23 protein-coding genes and 1 riboswitch are annotated in these 22,754 nt (G+C 43.1%); of the genes, 6 read left to right on the top strand and 17 right to left on the bottom strand.

The window, feature by feature from the left end; all coding sequences use genetic code 11:
• Positions 1-104 precede the first annotated feature (104 nt).
• A complete protein-coding gene (locus IEY18_RS11235) occupies positions 105-1,661 on the top strand; it encodes a SulP family inorganic anion transporter (protein WP_188920847.1) in 1,557 nt (518 codons plus the stop codon).
• Positions 1,662-1,726: 65 nt separating this feature from the next.
• Here IEY18_RS11235 and IEY18_RS11230 read toward each other — a convergent pair whose 3' ends face one another.
• Positions 1,727-2,680 carry a bifunctional methionine sulfoxide reductase B/A protein gene (locus IEY18_RS11230; protein ID WP_188920845.1) on the bottom strand — a complete coding sequence of 318 codons (954 nt, stop codon included), beginning with the start codon at positions 2,678-2,680 and terminating at the stop codon, positions 1,727-1,729.
• Positions 2,681-2,706: 26 nt separating this feature from the next.
• Between IEY18_RS11230 and IEY18_RS11225 the strand changes: the two genes are divergently transcribed.
• Both IEY18_RS11225 and ylqF read left to right on the top strand, forming a co-directional pair.
• The gene (locus IEY18_RS11225) at positions 2,707-2,916 is read left to right on the top strand and encodes a hypothetical protein (RefSeq protein ID WP_188920843.1); all 210 of its coding nucleotides are present in this window, start codon (positions 2,707-2,709) and stop codon (positions 2,914-2,916) included.
• Positions 2,917-3,022: 106 nt separating this feature from the next.
• A complete protein-coding gene (gene ylqF, locus IEY18_RS11220) occupies positions 3,023-3,961 on the top strand; it encodes a ribosome biogenesis GTPase YlqF (RefSeq protein WP_188920840.1) in 939 nt (312 codons plus the stop codon).
• A 36-nt stretch (positions 3,962-3,997) separates the two neighbouring features.
• Here the strand turns inward: ylqF and IEY18_RS11215 are convergent, their stop codons facing one another.
• The 10 genes from IEY18_RS11215 to IEY18_RS11170 all read right to left on the bottom strand — a co-directional run bounded on the left by IEY18_RS11215 (position 3,998) and on the right by IEY18_RS11170 (position 13,286).
• The gene (locus IEY18_RS11215) at positions 3,998-4,477 is read right to left on the bottom strand and encodes a low molecular weight protein-tyrosine-phosphatase (RefSeq protein WP_188920838.1); all 480 of its coding nucleotides are present in this window, start codon (positions 4,475-4,477) and stop codon (positions 3,998-4,000) included.
• A gap of 202 nt (positions 4,478-4,679) precedes the next feature.
• The gene (locus IEY18_RS11210) at positions 4,680-5,225 is read right to left on the bottom strand and encodes a hypothetical protein (protein ID WP_194468929.1); all 546 of its coding nucleotides are present in this window, start codon (positions 5,223-5,225) and stop codon (positions 4,680-4,682) included.
• A gap of 347 nt (positions 5,226-5,572) precedes the next feature.
• Positions 5,573-5,791: a hypothetical protein gene (locus IEY18_RS11205; protein WP_188920833.1), complete on the bottom strand. Its 219-nt coding sequence runs from the start codon at positions 5,789-5,791 to the stop codon at positions 5,573-5,575.
• 286 nt (positions 5,792-6,077) lie between these two features.
• Positions 6,078-7,079: an adenosine deaminase gene (locus IEY18_RS11200; protein ID WP_188920830.1), complete on the bottom strand. Its 1,002-nt coding sequence runs from the start codon at positions 7,077-7,079 to the stop codon at positions 6,078-6,080.
• A gap of 87 nt (positions 7,080-7,166) precedes the next feature.
• Positions 7,167-7,266, bottom strand: a riboswitch (purine riboswitch).
• A 57-nt stretch (positions 7,267-7,323) separates the two neighbouring features.
• Positions 7,324-7,965, bottom strand: coding sequence for a lysophospholipid acyltransferase family protein (locus IEY18_RS11195; protein ID WP_188920828.1), 642 nt, complete (start codon positions 7,963-7,965; stop codon positions 7,324-7,326).
• A gap of 8 nt (positions 7,966-7,973) precedes the next feature.
• Positions 7,974-8,906: a phosphatidate cytidylyltransferase gene (locus tag IEY18_RS11190; protein WP_188920827.1), complete on the bottom strand. Its 933-nt coding sequence runs from the start codon at positions 8,904-8,906 to the stop codon at positions 7,974-7,976.
• 27 nt (positions 8,907-8,933) lie between these two features.
• Positions 8,934-9,395 carry a hypothetical protein gene (locus IEY18_RS11185; protein WP_188920825.1) on the bottom strand — a complete coding sequence of 154 codons (462 nt, stop codon included), beginning with the start codon at positions 9,393-9,395 and terminating at the stop codon, positions 8,934-8,936.
• Positions 9,388-10,752, bottom strand: coding sequence for a phosphatase PAP2/dual specificity phosphatase family protein (locus IEY18_RS11180; protein ID WP_188920823.1), 1,365 nt, complete (start codon positions 10,750-10,752; stop codon positions 9,388-9,390). Before IEY18_RS11180 ends, IEY18_RS11185 begins: the two co-directional genes overlap by 8 nt.
• Positions 10,753-10,788: 36 nt before the next feature.
• Positions 10,789-12,573: a bifunctional alpha/beta hydrolase/class I SAM-dependent methyltransferase gene (locus IEY18_RS11175; protein WP_188920820.1), complete on the bottom strand. Its 1,785-nt coding sequence runs from the start codon at positions 12,571-12,573 to the stop codon at positions 10,789-10,791.
• A 74-nt stretch (positions 12,574-12,647) separates the two neighbouring features.
• Positions 12,648-13,286, bottom strand: a complete 639-nt coding sequence (locus IEY18_RS11170) for a CDP-alcohol phosphatidyltransferase family protein (protein ID WP_188920818.1) — start codon at positions 13,284-13,286, stop codon at positions 12,648-12,650.
• A 267-nt stretch (positions 13,287-13,553) separates the two neighbouring features.
• Here IEY18_RS11170 and IEY18_RS11165 point away from each other — a divergent pair, with 267 nt between their 5' ends.
• Positions 13,554-13,925 carry a diacylglycerol kinase gene (locus IEY18_RS11165; protein ID WP_188920816.1) on the top strand — a complete coding sequence of 124 codons (372 nt, stop codon included), beginning with the start codon at positions 13,554-13,556 and terminating at the stop codon, positions 13,923-13,925.
• 314 nt (positions 13,926-14,239) lie between these two features.
• On the top strand, positions 14,240-15,097 hold the full coding sequence (locus IEY18_RS11160) for a hypothetical protein (RefSeq protein WP_188920814.1): 858 nt from the start codon (positions 14,240-14,242) through the stop codon (positions 15,095-15,097).
• Positions 15,098-15,184: 87 nt separating this feature from the next.
• On the opposite strand, the gene IEY18_RS11155 is transcribed toward IEY18_RS11160, so the two are convergent.
• Positions 15,185-16,726 (bottom strand): M28 family metallopeptidase, encoded by a 1,542-nt coding sequence (locus IEY18_RS11155; protein WP_188920942.1) that lies wholly within the window; start codon positions 16,724-16,726, stop codon positions 15,185-15,187.
• Between the two features lie 325 nt (positions 16,727-17,051).
• On the opposite strand from IEY18_RS11155, the gene IEY18_RS11150 reads away from it, so the two are divergent.
• Positions 17,052-18,077, top strand: coding sequence for a GGDEF domain-containing protein (locus tag IEY18_RS11150; RefSeq protein ID WP_188920811.1), 1,026 nt, complete (start codon positions 17,052-17,054; stop codon positions 18,075-18,077).
• A 140-nt stretch (positions 18,078-18,217) separates the two neighbouring features.
• Here IEY18_RS11150 and IEY18_RS11145 read toward each other — a convergent pair whose 3' ends face one another.
• From IEY18_RS11145 to IEY18_RS11125, 5 genes are all read right to left on the bottom strand, one after another.
• Positions 18,218-18,559: a DUF4144 family protein gene (locus tag IEY18_RS11145; protein WP_188920809.1), complete on the bottom strand. Its 342-nt coding sequence runs from the start codon at positions 18,557-18,559 to the stop codon at positions 18,218-18,220.
• Positions 18,560-18,722: 163 nt separating this feature from the next.
• Positions 18,723-19,013: a putative quinol monooxygenase gene (locus IEY18_RS11140; protein WP_188920807.1), complete on the bottom strand. Its 291-nt coding sequence runs from the start codon at positions 19,011-19,013 to the stop codon at positions 18,723-18,725.
• Positions 19,014-19,374: 361 nt separating this feature from the next.
• Complete coding sequence (locus tag IEY18_RS11135; RefSeq protein WP_373290742.1) at positions 19,375-20,010, bottom strand: class GN sortase; 636 nt, start codon at positions 20,008-20,010, stop codon at positions 19,375-19,377.
• 10 nt (positions 20,011-20,020) lie between these two features.
• A complete protein-coding gene (locus IEY18_RS11130; RefSeq protein ID WP_188920803.1) occupies positions 20,021-20,185 on the bottom strand; it encodes a hypothetical protein in 165 nt (54 codons plus the stop codon).
• A 124-nt stretch (positions 20,186-20,309) separates the two neighbouring features.
• Positions 20,310-22,739 carry a marine proteobacterial sortase target protein gene (locus IEY18_RS11125; RefSeq protein ID WP_188920801.1) on the bottom strand — a complete coding sequence of 810 codons (2,430 nt, stop codon included), beginning with the start codon at positions 22,737-22,739 and terminating at the stop codon, positions 20,310-20,312.
• Between the last annotated feature and the right edge of the window lie 15 nt (positions 22,740-22,754).

Below are 22,754 nucleotides of genomic sequence, written 5' to 3'. Positions count from 1 at the left end.
ATTGGTTTTGGTTGGTAATTACTGTTTAGTTTGTGTTCGTTTTCTAGTAAGATGCGCAACCTAATTTTTGATCAATATCACTAAATTAATACTGTTGAGGACAAATGTTCGATCTTATTCGTCATAAAACCGCTAGTTCCAAAGCTGACATATTGTCAGGTCTTACTGTTGCACTCGCACTTGTTCCGGAAGCTGTCGCTTTTGCTTTCGTCGCTGGAGTTGAGCCAATGGTCGGCCTCTACGCCGCTTTCATTATGGGCCTTATTACCGCACTGATCGGTGGTCGTCCCGGAATGATCTCTGGTGCAACGGGTGCCATGGCAGTTGTAATGGTTGCACTTGTTGCTGAGCATGGGGTGCAATACTTATTTGCGGCTGTTGTACTTGCCGGTACCATCCAAATCTTGGCCGGCGTGTTAAAGCTCGGTAAGTTTATTCGCATCGTGCCTTACCCAGTCATGATTGGCTTTGTAAACGGCCTAGCAATTGTGATTTTCCTAGCACAGCTTGGACAGTTCAAAGTTCCAGGGGCAGATGGAACGCTGGAGTGGTTGCAGGGTAGCCAGCTATATTTAATGCTAGGTTTAGTTCTGATGACGATGGCAATTATTCATTTCTTGCCAAAAATCACGACCGCGGTACCGTCTTCCCTTGTCGCGATTCTCGCGGTCACGGCACTCACTGTCGTCTTTGATTTAGATACGCGCACCGTCCTCGACTTTTTGAAATCAATGAGTGGTGATCCAAACGCTACCATTGCTGGCTCTTTACCATCATTTAGTATCCCTTCGGTACCATTCAATCTTGAAACTTTATACATAATTTTGCCTTACGCTTGTATTCTCGCAGCTGTCGGCCTCATTGAGTCATTATTAACATTAACCGTTATTGATGAAATGACAGGAACTCGCGGTAAAGGCAACAAAGAATGTGTCGGCCAAGGTGTGGCGAATGTAACGAGCGGATTCTTTGGCGCCATGGGTGGTTGTGCCATGATTGGTCAATCCATGATTAATATCAACTCTGGGGGTCGCGGTCGTCTATCTGGAATAGCAGCGGCTATCGCCTTACTTGCATTCATTTTGTTTGGCTCAGGCTTTATCGAGATGATCCCGCTTGCAGCGCTTGTTGGCGTCATGTTTATTGTTGTTCTAGGCACATTTGAATGGGCAAGCATTAAGATGGTACGCAAGGTACCGAAGCATGACTCATTTGTGATTTTGTTAGTCACAATCGTCACCGTCTTCACTGACTTAGCGTTTGCCGTATTTGTTGGTGTGATTGTCTCTGCGTTGGTCTTTGCTTGGGAACATGCAAAGCACATTAACGTGCAGGTCAGCGAAGACAAAAATGGTTGGAAAATCTACCGCTTAAATGGCCCACTATTCTTCGGCTCAGTCGCACATTTCTTGGATTTATTTACCGCAAAAGATGATCCAGAAGACGTTATTGTGGACTTTCAAAACTCTCGCGTTGCCGATCACTCCGCGCTGGAAGCCATTGACACTTTAGCTGAGCGTTACGTAGCAGCAGGCAAACGCTTACATTTACGTCACCTCAGCATGGATTGTAAAAAACTATTACATAAAGCTGGCGACTTAGTCGAAGTCAACTTAATTGAAGATCCTCACTACAAAGTCGCAGATGACGAGTTAGATTAATCCGAATACTCGCAATGCTTATACAAAAACGAAGCCTTTAGGCTTCGTTTTTTATTCATGAGTCATCAACTTAATTTTAGGCGGTTGGCAAACATTGCCTTCACCTTATCGACTTTAGGCTTTACCACCATTTGACAATAAGGCTGCTCACCATTATTGGCAAAATAGTCATTGTGATAATCCTCAGCGGGATAAAATTCAGTAAACCAGCTGACTTCCGTTACCACAGGGGCTGGATAGACTTGAGCCTGCGTCAGCGCAGCGATAATTTCATTTGCTAAATCCGCTTGGTTTTGGTCATGAACAAAAATCGCTGAACGATATTGGGGACCGACATCATTGCCTTGACGGTTAAGCGTCGTTGGGTCATGACTTTGAAAAAAAACCTCAAGTAGCGTTTCAAAACTAATTTTATTGGGGTCATACTCAATTTGCACCACTTCCGCATGCGCAGTCATTCCAGAACAGACCTGCTTATACGTCGCTTCATCTGCCCGGCCGCCCGTATAGCCAGAGCGTGTTTTGAACACTCCGTCCAATGCATCGAAGATTGCCTCAACACACCAAAAACACCCTGCACCAAACGTCGCAATGGCCGTCATTGGCGGCTGACTTTCACCTTGTTGAGACAACACGCCTGAATCAGGAGAATGCTGTAATGCTTGTTCGGCCGACTTAAACTGTAGCGAAACCGAATTAACACAATGTCGAAGGTTATTCATCGTTAAATGTTCTCCCTCAAACACATGCCCAAGATGTCCCTGACATTGGCTACATACAATTTCAACACGACGCCCATCCGCATCAGGATATCGAGTCACAGCACCCTCAATTTCATCATCAAATGCTGGCCAACCACAATGAGCATTAAACTTGTGCTCAGATAGATACAAAGGCGCATCGCAGCGTTTGCAATGATAAATACCTACGGCATCATGTTTGTCATATTCTCCCGTAAACGGCCGCTCAGTGCCCTTCTGCTCTATCACATAGGTTTCAAATTCAGTTAGTTTTCTCACGCGGTTCTCCACAAAGTGCTTTCGATGTGAATATTGAAATTGGTAAAGACAAACCCTCTTCACTCGAGGCTACCTTTAAATATAAATCAAAAGTTATTACGCTGCAGATCACCTCACAGTTCATTGCCCGTCAAGTTATCAACATGAGTCAAATCGTTTGTTGGCTAGCGCAATCGACCCTGAACTCTTTTGCAGAGGCTAAAACCATGATTATCGTGTCGCAACTATTGGAATAGACCCTATTTATCTTCATTCGCTTTCGACGTTATGAAACTTTGTGAATTTAATCCAGAAAAGGGTAGAATACGCGCCAATTGTACAGAATCAGGATAAATATTTAACATGGCTATTCAGTGGTATCCAGGGCATATGCATAAAGCCCGTAAAGAGATTGAAAAAGTGATGCCGCAGGTTGACCTTGTCATAGAGGTTCTTGATGCTCGCATTCCTTACAGTAGTGAAAACCCTATGGTTTCGACTTTCCGAGGAGACAAGCCTTGTATCAAACTCCTGAATAAATCAGATTTAGCCGATCCCGCCATTACCGAGCAATGGATTGAATACCTTGAACAAGAGCAAGGTGTAAAAGCCATGGCGGTATCAACCTTGCAACCTGGCTCGCTGAAGAATATTACAGACCTGTGTCGCAAATTGGTTCCCAGTAGAGATAAGATAGAAAAAGACATTCGTACCATGATCATGGGCATTCCCAATGTTGGCAAATCAACCATCATCAATACTCTCGCTGGTCGTGTGATTGCGAAAACAGGCAATGAACCTGCGGTCACCAAAACCCAACAAAGAATCAACCTAAAGAACGGTATTGTTCTTTCTGATACTCCAGGGATTTTGTGGCCTAAAGTTGACAACGAATCAAGCAGTTACCGACTAGCTGTGACCGGTGCAATTAAAGATACCGCGATGGAATATGAAGATGTGGCTATGTTTGCCGCCGAATACTTCCTCAAAGCATACCCTGAGCACATCGTCGAACGATATAAGCTTGATGAGTTGCCAAGAGATGACATCAGCTTATTAGAAGAAATTGGCCGTAAACGAGGTGCTCTTCGCCCCGGAGGTCGGATCGATCTTCATAAAGCTTCTGAAATTGTACTTCACGAATTCCGCTCCGGTAGAACCGGCCTGCTTTCTTTAGAAAGCCCAGCGATGGCTGAAGTTGAAAAAGTGGAAGTAGCAAAAATGATTGCAGAAAAAGAAGCCGCTAAAAAAGCAAAAAAAGAACAAGAACAGTTAAAACGTGCAGGAAAGCGCCATCGCTAGTGCAAAAAATGCATGGTTCACAAGGCGCCTAACGTTTTATCTGGCGCTTTGAATTTGCAACAGTAATTGCTCGCAGCTCGACTCAAGTAAATCCAACACATATTCAAACCCTTGCTCTCCACCATAATAGGGATCTGGCACTTCCTCGATGCCCTCCTCTGTGAAAGCTAGAACCAACTGTAGTTTGTTTTGAAATTGAACCGGACAAATTGCTTTTAAATCCGCAAGATTTTGTTTATCTGCAGCAAGAATTAAATCAAAGCGCTCAAAATCATCCATCACAACTTTACGCGCAGCCATGCCTTCGAAACTCAAACCCCGTCGCATACCAGCAGCCATCGCTCGAGGATCCGGTGCAGCCCCTTGGTGATAACCAATGGTACCGGCGGAGTCGAGCGTCAATGGCATATTTGCCTGCTTTATTTTCTGACGCATTACGGCTTCTGCTGTCGGCGAGCGACATATATTCCCCATACAAACAAAAAGTATTGAGGAAATCGTTTGATCTATTGGCATTTAATTAATTCCCTATGACCAATTGCAACATGCATTCATTCCCATGATGAACAGAATAAACCGGTAAAGACCTTTCATAACATCAGGAAGCAGGCAGGCGATACGAAATCATAAGCCTATTCGCCTTCCCTGCACAAGGGGACAACCAAGGAGGGCAGCAATCACCACAACCGTCGAACGTTTTGTAAACTTTAAGTAGGCTTTATTGGATTGCTTTTTCAAATTGCTTATAGATACTCAAATCTCGACGAAAGTCAGCAAGGATTTTCTTAACAACTTTTGCTTTCACTTCATAATACTCAAGGTTTATATGGGATTGTTCGACACCGATGGACATACTTTTACTTTCCCGCTTTTTGTGGCAATTGGATTTAAAGCTTTCCCAGTGTTTAATGTTTTTCTTAATATGTTTTCTCGTATGATAGAGCTTATTCGAAGCCTTTTGAGCTGTCGATTTTAGCGACTCAATTCGAGAAATTTCTTTTCTGAGCCGTTTAAGTCCAGCCGCACCATCTTTTCTATAATTCTCTCTCAGCGAAGCCTGCCCTTTTTTACTTAAAGTATATAAGGGTGTTCTATGACTCCAATCCAATGTCTCGGAGATTTCAGAGGCCAAAACATAATAATCATGGATTTTATCGCGATTATTTCGTAATCGACTTTTGTTCCCATCTGAACAAGACCAACTTTCGGCATAAGCCGTACTTACAAATACAGTGAAGCATATAAAAACCAGCAATTTATTCATCATCAATCCAAAGTTGAAGTTCGTACAAATAGCGCAATAGACACATCGCGCCAAACAGGAAAAATAGACAAACACAAAGCCATTCGATGCTTTCTCTTGCACAAAACTCACAAGATATAGACCATCAACATTTTTATCATTGTTGGACAAAAAAGAAAAAGCACACTATCGGTTAAAAAAGCCGCCCCATGTATGTCAAACGAAGAGTAAACTCACCAAACTTTAGACATTTTCGGCTCTGATACGAGCGTCACCACAAATGGAGGCGTTCAAAGGGAAACAAAACTCATGCACCACTTCAAAAAGTCTAGCCCCACACGAGTAACAAATCACTGTGCCATCAACATTTAAAGGCGCTCAACAAAACCCTCACCGCACTTCTCTTTCATCTCAATTTCAGTGAAATTGGCAAGAACAATGCTCCTCGCAAGCATCGTCATTATCGACTGGTCGTCAGACAGTTCACAGGAGGTCATGCTACCGTAGTGGTTTCCCACTGAAAATGCCGAAACAGAAGTAAAAATAATAATTCCCAACGAAAATGCAAAACTTTTGACATTTTTCATTTATCTATCCTTGATTGGTGGCGTTCTAATTACAGTACCAGGACTAAGTTAGGCTACTGAATAACAAGTTGTCGGCCGCGAAAATTAAAAAGCTAAAGATTATATTTTACAACCACATGCTACATGGATTACACACCAATATATGCATACTGGCTCACGAATATGATTTCATTTTGGCCTGTTAAAATACCGTCTTATAAGACGCCTCTCCGACATCAAAAATTAGCGGTGGAGCCCTTCACTTCTATCCACTTTGCGAAACCTTCTCAACCTAAATTTGGCGGGCTTACCTCTCTAAGTAAGCGAGGACTTTCGCTCTATAGTTTGCTTTTAACGTTTCATTGATAAAACTCGCATTAATAGCATTTAGTGTAAATTGAGCGAGCTCTTGCTTTGTCATCGGGTGTGCCTCACTGACCGCGACAAAGTTATCCGTCATATAGCCACCGAAATATGCAGGGTCATCGGAGTTAATCGTCACGGCCACACCTTGGCGCAATAACTCAACAATATTGTGCTGATGCATTTCGTCAAAAACACGCAGTTTTATGTTAGACAATGGACAGACAGTAAGAGGCATTTGGCTATTGATTAAAGATTTAACTAACGCTTGATCTTCGACGCAGCGAACACCATGGTCTACCCTGCTGACACTCAGCATATCAATCGCATCGACAATATTTTGCGCTGAGCCCTCTTCACCCGCATGTGCGACCGTCAAAAAGCCCGCTTGTTTAGCGTGCTGAAATACCCGAGCAAACTTCTCTGGCGGATGGTCTCTCTCAGACGAATCTAAACCCACGCCGATAATTTTGTCTTTGTGAGTATTAATCGATGTGAAAGTTTCAAAGGCACTATCTTCTGTTAAGTGGCGTAAAAAGCAGGCAATAATTTGAGAAGTGATCCCAAATTCACGCTCACCATCTTGCATCGCTCTATAAATACCATTTATGACGGTATCAAAGCTGACACCGCGTTCTGTATGTGTTTGAGGATCAAAGAATATTTCGGTATGGATAACATTATCGGCTTTACAACGTTGTAGATACGCCCAAGTCAGATCATAAAAATCTTGGTCTGTTCGAAGCGCATTAGCACCTTGATAGTAAATATCTAAAAACGATTGTAGATCTTGGAAATCGTAGGCTTTGCGCAACAATTCCGGTGATTCGAAGGGTAAATCAATTTGGTTCCGTTTTGCCAATTCAAACAGCAACTCTGGTTCAAGTGAACCTTCGATATGTAAATGTAATTCAACTTTAGGCAAATCTTGGATAAATTCGTACATATAACACCTATTCTCAATAAGATGTGGATGCTATAACTCTAGTCGTAAAGGATTACAAATTGAACGCCAGTACAAAGAGCAAGATCCATAATAATCTCAACTCTTCGTAATCAGCACTTTAAGGGAGCTGGTAGAGACCCCCAAACCATATCATTGGGGTTATACGAAGCAAACGCCTTCGATTATAACCAACAAAAACCTTTTGGCTACATTGAATTGTGGTGAACTAGTTTAAGTCAACTAACTAATCATGCTCATGATAGGTTAAACATTGTAACAATAGCTCTTTGTAACTATCCGTCAGACTCTCAACAAGCTCAGCGGGAGAAGACTTATTATCGAGCGAATTCCCTATAACAACGTCGCAATTAAAAGGGACCAACAATGCCTCACCTTTTGGAAGCGCTCTACCTAACCCGTGCGTGACAACAGGTACAATTGACACGTCATCCCTGTCCTTTACAAGATAATAAATCCCTTTTTTTAGCTTGCTCGTCACTTCAGGTTCACCCCGAGTTCCCTCCGGGTATATCAATAAAATATCGCCATTATCGAGTGCCTTGTGACAATCACTAAACAAATCTCTTTTGGCTGAGCCATTACGGGTTAAAGGTATAATCCCGATGACATTGAGGGAGAACCAAGCAATGATTCGGTTTGATAGGAAATAATCAGCTGCCGCCACTGGTCGCAATCTATGTACTAAAGACAAAGGATAAAGGCTAAGCAATACCAGCGTGTCTAAATGACTATTATGATTCACAGCAATAATACTGGGCCCTGTTTGTGGCAGTTTCTCTCGATGAATCACATTGAGCCCTAAGAGGATCAACACCAAAGGTTTCGCGATGAGTGCAACAAATAAAACTTTAAAAAATCGATTCATTTCATTGCCTAATAATAAAGGTAATAGATGTAATGAAAGAACAACGGCGCGGTATAAATTAAACTATCCATTCGATCCAGTATTCCGCCATGTCCCGGTAAAAGCTGACCACAATCCTTAATATTTAAGTCTCTTTTCACGGAAGAAATAACAACATCCCCGACAAAACCACTCACACTAATAATGAGGCCAGCTACAAAACCCTGAAGATGGTTCAGGGGAGTTAAGTAAGGCGCAATGAAGCCTGCCACCAAGGTAATGGTAACCACACCGCCAATAAAGCCCTCCCAAGTTTTGTTGGGGCTAACTTTAGGAATAATTTTGCGTTTGCCTATGCTCTTTCCCCAAAGATATTGGTTCACATCATTAAACTGCGTCATAAACAGTAAGTAGAGCACAAGACCTATACCACCAGCTGAAACATTTTTTTCAGGAAGAACGAGAAGATACGCTATATGGCTCACCGAAAATACGGTGAGCATAACGGCCCAATGCAGAATACCCGCAGCTTTAATAAAGCCTTCGGTTTCGCCTTTCATCACCATTCTCATGGGTATAAATAGAAACATATATACAGGGATGAAAATAATAAAGAGTCCATACCAACCGATGGATACCCAATAGTATTGCAACGGAATACATAAGTAAGCCCAGAAAACTACACTTCTATCGACTTGACGGGTACTGACAATCGACAAAAATTCCTTTAGAGCTAAATAGCTAATAAACGCAAAAAAGACAATTGCAGCATTGGTTCCGATACCAAGGAAAATAAATAATAAGCCAATAATCCACCACCATGAGGTGATTCGTTGACGCAACTCAGTAAAATCCTTGCTGGGATTCGACTTAACCATTACAACCTGAATGACAGTTGCAACACCAAGAAAACTTAAAATCGCAATCATTGCGACAAGAGCATTGAACGGAATATTTGCCACATTAACATCCTGTTAGTTCTAATAAATTCAAACCAATAATGGTACCGAAACAATCAATACAACTTGTAAGCCACACAATATCGACTGCTGCTTAAACAGTTGAATACACCCTAGCAATCGGTCATTCAACACTCGATTTGAAGGTTCATTTTTGACAAGTTTAAGCGCAACTAAAATACGGTCTAAAAGCATGAACTCTTTTTCAGTTGCTAATAGGTCATTAAAGTTGTCGCTAGTGTGACTTACAGATAACAACAGCTGATGATCAAAACCAACTCTTATTGCAATAAATAGCTGAGCAACACCTAATACCAATATTGAAATCAGCAAAATAAGTGCCATAACCCCCAAAGGTTCAAACAAGCTAGCCAGCACAATCGTGCCAGCTGACAGCAGTGTCAAACAAGTCGAAAGAATATTCACCTTGTGATGCTCTGCTAATAACGCGATGCAAACCGCTGTATTGGTTAACGACTTATTTTCAACCATGATACTCAGTTCCTTGATTCATCGTTGCATCATGTAATGAAGTCAGGCGAATTTGCGCACTGTCTTTGAGCACTACGCTTGGTCGCTTAGTTCTTAATAGCGCAACGGCCTCTTCGGTTGTTTGAGCATGACCGCTCATCAACAGCCAGCTAATGATCGCAAGCGCACTTCGAGAATACCCAAGTGCACAGACGACAAGCACAGGTCCTCTGGCCCTTGCCTGTTCAATTAAAGTCGCTGCTTCTTTGAGTGCCGAAGATGAAGGCGTAAGTAAATCAAGATTGCAGATACTATGCCAAGAAACATGATTCGATAAGCGACGTGGGGCTGAGAACTCGGCAGTCATATCAATGACTGTTTTATAGCCGTTCATTTCTATATCCTTTGCCGATGGATAGCGCCCAATCCAAACGCCGTCAACAATTTCACTTACATGGCTTACATTGCGAGTCCATAATCGAGAGTTAATTCTCGCACAGACTAGATACGGAAAGAGCAGCCATTTTGCGGCTGAACTCATGTGACCAATCTCAGACTTTTGAAACCCCGAAGAACCTAGCTTCAAATACATCATCGACACTAACAATAAAGAAACCGAAGGCCAAAGCAACCACAGCACCCACCCTTGAAAGCTTAACGCTAAAACAGCTAAAACCGCGGAACCCAATAAATAGCACAGGCTCAACCGATGTCGCTGCGCCTCCTCAGTGGTGTCTTCCAACTCGCTCGAAATCCTTGCCTTTACAGCGCTCACGCCCGAGTCTGGCCATAACCATATACACAGCCACCCAAGCAAGGCACCTGTTGGCACATCTATAAAGTGATGTTGAAAAGTCGTTAATACCGAGATCGCAATGAGAATACAAAGCAAATGAAAAGGAGCAATTAACACGCTATTCAGATGACGAGGAAAATGAACCCATAAAATAATCAACAAAGCGATATGCAGAGAAGGAGCTTGATTATAGGGCTGATCGAACTCAGCTAGCGCTGCAAACAATCCCCCAAATAAACCCTGAGTTTCAGGTTTTGTAAAACTAAAGCCTAGCGGGAATAAGATAAAACAAGTCACAGCAATCACTTGTGCTGTGAATAGACGTTTGCCGAGGTTGTGTAGCTCCAATTTCGTTGCACATATGAATAACGAGATCCCATACAGTAAATCGATGCTCCAATAAGGCAGAATCGTCCACGCCACAAACGGAATATGGGATTCCCACTCAAAAACGATATGTGCCACCTGACGGTTGGCAGCCAGGCCATTGGCAAAGTTATAGCTAATAAAGAAAAAAGGCGCTAAAAACATCAACCAAATACTTGCCAATTTCCATGGGCGCTCCTGCTCTACACTATCCATAGTTCGTATTATCCTTCATCCTATGAATACTGGCGCCTAGCTATTTCTAATCGCTAACGAAACAGTGAATATACCAAAGGGGTCGATACGTTGTTCAATTTTGGTAAACCCTGCAGCAGAGACCAGTTGATCCATCTCCTCTTGACTACGTCGGCGCATCACCCATGCATCTCCCTGCCGATGACTTGTCAAAGCTTTGGCTATCATTTTTAATTGCGGATGCCATGGCTGCCCAGTATAAATCAGGTAGCCACCGGGCTGAATAGCAGACGCAAACCCAGCTAAAGAAACTTGAAGTAAAGCATTATCAGCAAACAGTTCATACAATCCCGAAACCACACCTAAAGTCGGTTGTGTTTCTAGATTGCTATAGCTTTTCGCTTCAAATGCATCAGCTTTAATAAATTGAGCAATATCATCTAGGCCTTTCTGTTTAATTAATTGACTGCCCTTCTCAACATTTAAATCACTGTAATCTCGCAAAAGAATAGAATTAGGGCGGGATTGTGTACCGCCACTACTATGCTCAATCGCTTCCAAGATATAACGCCCATGACCCGATGCAATATCCATAATGTCTACTGGCTTGCCCTGCTCCCTCAGCTTGCTGAACGCGACCTGCAACAACTCTTCTATATGCACTTTGCGCTGACGGATCCCGCGCCAGCCAATGGCATTTAAGTAATTTTTATCAATTAGCTTTCCAAAAAATGATTTTCCCTGAGGTTTGTTTTCATAAACATAATCAAGCGTGCTACCAGAATCAAAGCCGGTTTCATGCCCAAGTTTGATCCCTTTCGATTGAAGCCCACCAATCTTAAGGCTCTGTCTATACATTGCCCAATATAGGCCTTCAGGCGACAAGATGGAGTTAGGTGTCGCTAACTTGTCTGACTCAGTGCGAGTAAATCCAAACTTATCCGCATTCAGCAGGCATTGGCGACTATAGGGCTCGGAAAAGCTTTTAAGGATAAAGTGACGCGCTTTATCTATCGCAACGTGGCGATCTTTCTCCCCCAAAGTGTCATGATAAAAACCATCGAGAATATGTCGCTCTTTAACCATGCTCCCTAATCGCTCGTAGAACTGATGTTGCGGCTTATGATGGACCACCCAATCAGAGCCCGAGATGAGTAATTGCGTTGGCACCGTAATCGCAGCGGCATCCGAGACAATTCGCTCAGCAGTCTCATATAAAGACAACAGAATATTTGAAGATATTGCGCGGGTAACGAGAGGGTCATTATCAAAAGACTCTATTCGCTCGGGATCATGGGTCAAAAACTTTGCTTTAACATAGCTATTCACAAAGAAATTACCCCGCCCTTTCTGGATCAATTTAAGCCCAGAACGAGCAAGCGGTACATATAACTTCACTTTAAATGCCGGAGATGCCAGCACCATACACCGCAGTTTAGGCGCGTAATCATGTACCCACGCTGAGACTAAAACTGCACCAACACTTTGAGCTATGACAGCGATTTGTTCTTCCGTAAATGAGTAGGTATTCGATATATGCTCAATGAATGTTTGAACATCACGAATTGAACTTGAAATGCAAGGGCTATAACCGCGTTCACCAGGTGATTGACCATGCCCTCGGGCATCCCATGCATAAAAGGCATATTCTGGCATTTGAAGCTCTTCAACAATGTGCGTTAGCCGACCTGAATGTTCATGACCCCGATGAAACAACACAACTGCGCCTTTAGGTTGTTCCGCAGCTGCCGGCCAATAACGATAGAAAAGCTCTACATTGTCATGTGTTGTAAAAGCTTTTTCCTCAACAATTCTCTCGCCACTTAAAAAATCCGTTTCCATCTACGCTTCATCCTATGATTGGTTGTGATAAAAAGTGCTTAATAACCTGCAAACTAGAACAGCATGTACCTTGATCAATCATGCTTGTTTAAAGGGCTAGCGGCTTGCAGTTCGTTAGATTCCTGAAGCGCACGTTTCACTCGATTAAAAACTGTCAGGCAAATAAGCAAAGCTAAGGTTGGCATTAACCAAAACAGCCAGCTTGGCATCACGCCACCCAAGCCGATCCACAGCCCGATTGCACCAAAGATAAACGCGCGGTCACTTTTACCTAAAGGACCGTCATAGCGGCGCGATGCTCCAATTGTTATTCCCTGTAAGCCAGCAAATTCACTTAGAGTGGCTAGAAAAATGACTATCGCAACGGTCAGAGGAGTAAAGGGGCTAATAAGCGCAAAAGGAAGGAAAAGTGCAGCATCAGCAACGACATCGCTCAGCTCATTAAGATAGGCCCCTAAATTGCTTTGTTGGTTAAATTCGCGAGCTAACATGCCGTCAATGGCATTTAAAGCCATTCTCACAAACATCCAAAGAGGCAGCAATAAGAAAAGAGCGTGGGTTTCTGAATAGATCATCAGCATGCTACCCAGTAATACTGAACCAAGCACGGCAAGAATAGTGACTTGATTTGCACTCACCCCTTTTTGTTCAAGCCATCGAACAAAGGGCCTCAAAAGAGATTGAAACTTGGGCTTAAGTTCATACAAGGTCATAACATTCTGTTCCCTGAATATTCAACGAGTTAGAGGTTATCAAAAATCCTAACTAAGGTGTATAAAAAATACCAATAAACACGAACGTACATGGTTTTTGGTTAGCCATCCCTTCTTTGCTCTAGAGGATGACTACCTTAAAGGTGCATGGACTAGCTTAGACTGCATTAAAAACAACCCGTCAACATCTCCAATACAGGATGCTATACTCCGTGACTATTGTTTGCTCATGATTTGAAATATATCAGCTATATAGAAGGCATTTGAATGAAACCAGAACACCATCATGGATTAAAACGTGTGATGCGAGCAACGGGATTCTCCATTAAGGGGCTCAAAGCGGCGTGGGCGAACGAAGCTGCTTTTCGTGAAGAAGTGATACTTGCGGGCATCATGATTCCTATAGCCCTATTCATTAATGTCTCACCCGCTGAAAAAATATTATTGATTATGGCTGTATTCCTCGTCCTGATTGTCGAGCTTTTGAATTCAGCGATTGAAGCCGTTGTTGATCGGTTTGGCGGAGAAATACATCCGTTAAGTGGCCAAGCCAAAGATATTGCTTCTGCGGCAGTAATGTTAGCTCTTATTGCTGCGGCTATCACTTGGTTATTGATTTTAGTACCACTATTTATATAGTAAATATGAATCTATAAGCGTCATTATTATATCTCTGTGAATTTTAATTGACGCTTTTATATATTTTTGACACATTTAAATAAACGCCACCTTCACGACATAAAATACGTTCCTGACAAAATAGTGACGCCGCAAGTTATTGTATTTAAATAGTTATTTCATGCCAAAAAGTTTGAAATCGAGAATTAATGTTAATATTTAGCGAATAACTTGCACCATATCAAAATTGCTGACATTATTTGAAACAATTAATTCACAATTGCTAAAGCAAGGGTTAGACTAACCTCGTCAAAGTAATAGCTGAGATTGTTTTCATGTTAAAGCGTTGCCTATTATTTACATTACTAGCCGGTATTGCTGGAAGCTCTCACGCCAGTGAAACGAGCATCAGTTTTGGTGGATTTTATTCGCATTCAGATTCAACCATGAATGTAACGAACCCTTCTCTCGGTAATGATTTTGAATTGGACTTTGAAAGTGACCTTGAATTAGCAGAAAAGCAATTCCTTCCTTTTTTTGAGTTAGAGCATCAATTTGCGGAGAACCACCACTTTTATGTCGACTGGAAACAACTCCACCGCAACGCAGAGACGCAAGCACTTTCTAAACCGTTCCAAGTTCAAATTGATGATACAGTTTACGATGTAAAAGCCGGCGGCCAGCTTACGACGACATTAAATATTGATATTGCTCGGATAGGATACGGATACGACTTTATTCAAGGCAACAACTATACGGTTGGGGTCTCTGTCGGTATTCACGCAATGTTTATCAAAACAGGATTTGAGGGTACGATTGGTGCCTGTAATATTACTGATGTTGTTGGCAATATTTGTGCGGTTCAAGAAATCCCATCCATTATTGATGAAAGCGTTACCGCGCCACTTCCCGATATTGGTATTTATGGTTCTTACCATATCTCCCCTCGGTGGCAGTTATCAGCCCATGCTCAGTATTTCAAAATTAAACTTGACGATGTTGAAGGTAGCTTAATCGATGTGCGTGCTGGTGCAGAAGCTGAAATCGCAAAGAACTGGTTTATGAGTGCTGCATTTAACTACTACAAGGTTGACGTCGATATTGAGCAGACAGGTGATAGCACCGGAATTGCTGATTATAATGTTGCCTATAGCTTTATTGGTCCAATGCTCTCAATCTCCTATAAATTTTAAAGCCCCTTACCCTTCTTCTCTTCACAAAAAAGACAGCATTTAAGCTGTCTTTTTTCGTTCAAGGCTCACTATAAGGTTACTCAGTAACTAACGATTATCTTGCTCCCGGCGCGATTTAAAGCCTGATGCTTCTATCCATTGTGGCCAATCTTGATTGTTTGCAAGTTCAGCCAGAATGCTGCTCATCAGAGTCAGATCTTGTTTAACACCACCGAGCGACCAGTTGGCATCATAATCATCAGCCTGTTTATGGTATTTATGCGCTATATAGTCCGGATCAGTATCTCCTAGGCTCATAAACAATAAACCGGGGATGCCTGCTTGCGCCAAAGCAAAATGATCCGAGCGATACATCAATCCATTTTGTGGTCGTGGATCTGGTTTTACAAAACGCTGCTGTGCCTTAGTTGCCCGTTCTAGATAGCTTTCAAGCTCTGAAACACCTTCCCCATACTGCAAAATATAGTTCACGCCATCATTTACGTTCATGCCATCAATATTCAAAAAAGCTACGATATCTTTGGTGGGTACGGATGGGTTGCGTGCATAGTGCTGCGCACCGATTAAACCCGTTTCTTCAGCAGTAAAGCTGGCAAATCCGATACTACGATCAAACGGCTGCTGCTGAGATTGCTGTTTAAAAGCCTTGGCTAAGGATAAAACCCCGGCAACACCCGAGGCATTATCAACCGCCCCGTTATATATTTGCGCTTTACCTTGTTCGTCAATGCGTGTCCCCAAATGATCCCAGTGAGCATGCATCAGCACCAATTCTTGTGGTCGTTTTTTTCCTGGTAAAACCGCCAAAACGTTATAGCTCTTCGCGTGTTCAATTTGATTATTAAGCAATAGATTGGCTTTCAATTTTAAAGGTGTAGCCTTAAAGCCCCGTAGCTGTGCACGTTGCTTTTGTTGACTGTAATCAAGACCAGCCGCGGTAAATACTTGCTGAGCTACGTGATGTTGGATCCATCCCATCACCCCCACTTGTTGCTGATTTTTTTGCTCATCAACCAACGTAAATTTACTGCCAGTATTTGAGTTTTCCACAACCCCCCAACCATATGCTGCTGGAGCTGTTTCATGAACGATCAACACACCAGCGGCGCCCTGTCGCGCAGCTTCTTCATATTTATATGTCCAGCGACCGTAATAGGTCATAGCGTTGCCTTTAAACAAACGATTATCTTGGGTTGCAAAGCCTGGATCATTTACCAACACCACAACGGTTTTACCGGTTACATCAATCCCATCGTAATCATTCCATTGATATTCGGGGGCGTTAATGCCATAACCAACAAAAACAAGTTCGCTGTTATTTAACGCCACTTGCTGGCTAATTCTTTGCGTTCTGGCCGTAAATTCAGCACCATTTTTAAAAGTCATGTCACCAATACTGAGCGACATATTCTGGTCGGCGCTAATTTTTGCCAATGGCACGGCTTGTAAATAACTCTCACCAAACCCTGGTTCTAGTCCCATTTTCTTTAAGGATTTGACCAAGTAGTCTGTCGTTAGCTGCTCTCCTTTCGACAACGGTGCACGGCCGCCAAATGCATCACTCGCCAAAGTTTTTACATCTTGTTTATATTGAGCGAGGTCAAATTGCTTCGGCGCTTCTTGGGCCATTAATGCACCAGAGAACACCACAGCACTGAATACGGCACTCTGCAAATACTTGTTCACAGCAATTCCTTTTATGTTAATAATTAAAATTTATAGGGCGCAAAGCAATCAAATCGATGACTGTTGCAGGTTAAATATGAACCTCTCAAAATACAAGTAATTCAATATTATGCAACTATTTGCCAGCTCTCATCATAGGAATACAGAATTCCATGCTTTTTTTCCTGTCACTTTATCCGGTTTGAGATAGACTAAAATGACGTAACGCCATCAAAGGCGCGATTATTTTTAATGTGCATATACAACACGCTTGAGCAAAGGAATTTTTATGTCGAAAAGTCTGTTACAAGAAGCAGCGCTTAACCTTAAAAAAGCCGTACCTTTAATGCTTAAACATCAGATCCCAACCACACCGACCAACTACGCACTTTGGTACGCTTACGTTGGCGAACAGAATGAAGAGTTAAATAAGGAGCTCGATACGGTTGTAGATCAATTCAATACCTGCCCTTCTAGCCGCACCCAACTTTTATACCGACAGTACGTTGCTGATCCCGTTGAACTTGATGTTAGAGAAATGCGCCACAACCTTGATGCTATGGTCACGGAGTTGTCACAATCGCTCAAAGATACCAATTGTGATGCAACTAAATTTCAGACGAACATCGATGCTAACTTCAATAAATTGAGCCGAATTGAAGATGAAGGCTTTAACTTAGAGCAAGTCATTGAATTGGTACGGAGCTTAGTGCAGGAATCGGACAATATACGCTCTAGTACCCAGTTTTTTACAGGGCAGCTACAAAAATACGAATCCGAGATTAGTAACCTCAAGCAGCGGTTAGAGAAGTCCGAAAGAGATATTTTGTATGACGCGCTCACTGGGGTATTGAACCGTAGAGCTTATGATGAAGATATGGCAACTATTATGACTCAAGCGCCACAAGGAACTTGTCTCATTCTCATCGATATCGATCACTTTAAAGCCTTTAACGATAATTATGGCCACCAGCTAGGAGACCAAGTTTTAAAAGCCGTTGCTAAACGCGTAAATGAGTCTTGCCGAGATGGCGCTAAACTATACCGCTATGGCGGTGAAGAATTTGCAGTCATTGTACCCAAAAGCAAGTTAAGAATCGCGCGGCAGCTTGCCGAGGCAATGCGCCGTAGTATAGAGAAATTATCACTTAAAGATCGCCGTAAAGGCGCAAGAATTGACTCAATTACAGCCTCATTTGGCGTCGCAGAATGGCAAACCGATCAAAGTCAGTTACAACTGACAGATGCCGCGGACAAGCTGCTTTATGAAGCCAAACGTTTGGGACGCAACCGAGTTATGCCTATAGCAAATTGATGCCTCACCGAAGCTAAAATTAGTGGTGCAGCGAATCACAGAAATTCGACGAAGTAATTGAGTGCTTTAAGTTCTGCGTTTGACTCAGGCTCGGAGCCACTCTATGACTTAGATACCTAAATCATAGGCCGCTTAAACAACTAATCGCTTTCTAGCCCAACGACAGCAATGGCTTCAGCGATTGAATTCACTGAAAACTTAGACACACAGCACTGGCCTGCATGTGAAAGATGATGTTGAACTAAGGTCGTGACTTGGGCCTTGGTGAGGTGATCACCTGTGGCTATCCATTGGTGAGTGCTGTGCGTTGATTGACTAATATCATAAACAGCGCCACGTGAATCGATGACAACATCGCCACTTTCATAAGCAAAAAAATGCAAGTCTGTATCACCTCGCCATACCGATTCACTTTCTACATATGTTAATTCATGTTGCCCCTGATATTGTATGACCACAGGCCATTCCACTTTGTCGCTCATTCCACCTCTGTACATAAACGATAAATTCAAATGTAAAGATTGTAACGCTAAGCTGAAAGGACAGAAAATATGGGCGAGTTAAAGTATCCATACTTAAGGCTAGTGTTCAAACATCAATACATGAAACAACTCGCCACTTTCTATCTAAGCCTGAAACTTCAAACTAACCGATGTGTGTCATCTCATTTAAAGTAAAGGATGCAACGCACCCTTCTGTTGCAGCCATATAATCCGCAAGATGTTGATTTGCCATATGTGTTTGCCAAAGCTCACGCGATGTCCAGTTTTCATAGAACATGAAATGAGCTGGATTTTCATTATCTTGGTGCAAATCATAATTAATACATCCCTCTTCCGCGCGAGTGATTTCAATTAACTTGAGAAGCTCTTGTTTTACCAAGTCGATTTTATCTGAATTGGCGATAATATTGGCAACAATAGTGAGTGATTTCATTTTGGTTTCCTATTTACTAGAAGAAGCATTGATAAAACTTACGCTCGTTTTCAAGCAGACATGCGAGAACACTGTGAACAACATCTGCCTGAAAGTACTAAAAGATGGGGGGTAGCTTACCTCCCCTATTGGAAATCAAAAACAGCGTTACATTTGATTTATTATCAAACCATATTAGATAATTATACTTACCTTGCAAAGAATTCACACTCAACACGCCTTTAACGGCCTGTAACCTTCCATACCTCACCATTGTTCTATAAATAGCTTCTTGCCGAAATAACTTCGTTTAAAGTTCAATCCTTAGGAGGTATCCCATGCGGGCATGCAATCAAGATAGAATGTTGCAAAAAGGCAACTTCTAAGCCGCATCAACAGGTTCGGCAGTCACAATAAATCGCAGTTCAGCTTCTCCCTGAACCTCTTCGAACGGATAACAAGTAATTAGAGTCAATCGATTATCCTTCGTTGGCGCCATCACGCTATTTTGATCCTGGTGAACGATCTGGGTATACACCACACGATAATACTGATGTCCCCCTGTGACATCAGTTAAACGAATATAATGGCCCAGCTGAACTCCTTTTAGGATTGAGAAATGGGTATCCCTATGCCCAGCAATAATCGCATTTCCACTTTGATTCGGCATCGCGCCGCTCATCACTAATGCAGGACCAAACGCGAGATTTCGGCCACTTGCGCCAGCTAATACATAAAGCGGCGCTTCAGTCTCAGCGGCCTCCCTTAGGCTCAAGCCTATATGGTCAAGCTTTTGCGATTGCGCTGAGCCTGACTTGGCATCAGCACTTGTTGCTTCAATTTTTCTATCAGATTGAAGCCACTCGCTATCATTAGCAACTTGTGGGGAGATAAAACTTAGTTGGGCCACTGGGTGGGTATCAGCCCAAGGCCAAGGTTTATGAGGCTGCTGATCCTCAAGTGTTTGCTGCCAAGCTTGGGCAATTAAAAACTGAGCAAAATGTGCTTTTGCCTGCATATATCCTCCTTTACAAACCAGACCAAAACCAACCAACATCAACAATCCAACCAAGCGCATCGGCCAACCTCTCGAGAGCCTGATTGACTGGATTGGTGCGACTCGCACCGTGTGCGACATACATTGCATAACTAGGCTCCGTTTTAACCCTGTCACTGCCATCGGCGCCGTCCATCAACCCTCGTATGGTCCAGCGTAACGACGCATTTACCTTCTAAAATTCCATCTCTTACGATCAGGTATCACGAATTGAGAAGCCGGTCAGCCTCGACACATTCCAGCCCCTCCTTTTCACCCAGTCAGATAGCAACCCCTCGTTGTCGACGAAAGCAAAGCAAAAGCCAAAGAGCACTGAAGATCATCAAACCCATGCCAAGCTGGATATACAGTAGGCTTGAAGAAGCGGTTTGCGGCATAGGCGCCAGTTGGTGGTGCGGGCGAAGTGAACGAACGACACCTTCATTCATTACCGCCTGTGATGGTCTCGCTGGCGTCACATCAACAGCGACCAGGCTCGTATGTTTGCTGACGAGGTGGTAGCTCAGTGCAAGCCCTGTAATTTGTTGTTTTATCTTACTTGCAGTCATTGGGTTTTCTTGTAGTGCAAGCGCTGAAATTTGCTGCCTTGCCCATACTAAATCCAGACCTTTGGCAGAGCCTTGCACCGGCTTCATCGCTTCCGTCTGTGAGATTTTGGTTTCACCTTCCATTGGCTTTGTTGGTAAGGTGACATCAACCCGTTGCGACCAAAACTGACCTGCAATCTGTCCTGATATCTGTATCGGTTGCAGCTGTGACGGCTTTGACTTGATGGTAATTAAAATGGGTTCGCCAAAATATAAATCGGTTATTGGGCTGGGCCAGTAATCAGGCACGGTTCCATCTGCATAAGCCAATTCGATATCAGTTAACACGGGGCTTGCGACCTTATTCAGCAGTGATTTCATCTTACTTCGTACTTCCGATGTTTTACCAATATAGGTATAACTACCCCGTCCTATGTGCGCGGCGCGTTGCATGAAGTGAGAATTGGGAGCAGATCCAATACCCACAGTAAATAACCGCGTGACACCAAGGGAGTTCTGAATCAGGTTAAACAAAGACTTTTCATCCTGAATCGCGCCATCGGTCATGAAAATGACTTGGCGTAGCTTTTGTTGCTGCGTTTGCTCACTCTCCGTTGGCAGGCTTTGCGGATCCAGTAACGCCGCCTGCATTGCTAGCCCTAGCTCAGTCCCACCGTCGGAAATTAACCTTTGTACAAATCGTTTCGCTTGAGAAATGTTTTGTGGATTTACAGGAATAGATTGCTGTGCAAATTTAGAGACCTGATGATTAAAAGCGATAATATTAAAGGAATCCTGTGGCGCTAAACCTTCGAGCGCTTCTAAAGTCGCTTGCCGTGCTTGAATCATCGCGTCGCCAGACATCGAACCAGAGGTATCGACCACTAATATCAACTCTCTCGGCAATACTGCGCTTGTTGTTGCATCCATGTGCGGCGGCATCACCATCAATAATTGGTAACTCTCACGTTCCTGAGCACGAGAAGGAACCGATCCAAGTTGTTGACTACCACTGATAGACTGCGAGGCTGTATCCTCCTCCTTTACGTTGTAACTACGTTGCTCTGGATAGGTGCGACCAAGTTGATGAAACATCACAGCTTGAGGTTGTTCTCCAGTCGCTAAACGCCAGCGAAGTTCAAAATCTCTATCTGCTCGATAACCGGGCTTTAGGCTGATCTGATAGTTGCCTTGTTCGTCATACACCTTCGTAATGTCATGATAGGTACTACTCAACTCAGCTAAGCCAATGCCACCATCTAGGTTGATATTCATGGAGACTCGAACCCCATTATCTAAAACTTCATCACTATCCGTGGCTCTTCCGGTCAAGGCTTTTTGCCTGGTTTCAGTTTTAGGCCACCAATATGCGCCGCTTTCCAATCGAGCTGAAGATTGTTCTTTTAGAGCTTGAGCCAAACCACCTTCAGGTTGACTCGCTTGCGTGCCATATCTAGGGGTAATTGTCATCGGAAAACGTAAGCTAAACTCGCCTGCATCATAGTCCACCAGTTCTTGATAATTAACCTCGACAATTAACGTTTCTCTTGGACCAAGATTAGCCACCGCACTGGTGAACATATTGGGCCGTTTTTGCTCAACTAAACTGGCTCGTTTCCCTGCGGCTTTTGCAGCCGCAAATGTCTTCTTGGCTTTTGCTTTTGTTTGAATTTGCCCTTCGATAACACGGGAACCAATATGCATTTTTAGTCCGTCAACCGCAGCATTTGTAGGTAAAGGGAATAGATATTTTCCTGAAAGCCAATCATCGGTGGGGTTCTTAAATGTTTGCCGAACCTGAACTCGATTGACCCACCCCGAAATTTGCATACTCACGTGTGTCTCTAAAGGGATATCAATCAACACTTCGCCTGCATCATTTTGATATTGCAGCAGTCCACTATTTAAATCTTCAGTATGATTCGGTTCTGCCGCTTGCTGATACGAAGTTTGCTCACTGGCGAGCAAGTCACCACTCCATGCCAATAGCAACCATAATAGGCCCGAAATAGCGCCTACCTGTACCGCGTCGGCAAGCTGCTCACCCCATCCCCATTGATTCGACTTAGCTATATTCTTTGCCCTCGTTTTGGCAGAATCCTGATTGATATGCCGGTTTGAACCCGTCGATGTCAGGATATGGGTAAGCAGCACTTGTTTCATATGACCTCCTTGATT

Source organism: Shewanella gelidii (genome assembly GCF_014647855.1).
Lineage (GTDB): Bacteria > Pseudomonadota > Gammaproteobacteria > Enterobacterales > Shewanellaceae > Shewanella > Shewanella gelidii.
The sequence above is the reverse complement of the archived record's forward strand: the minus strand, read 5'-3'. Positions and strand labels throughout refer to the sequence as shown.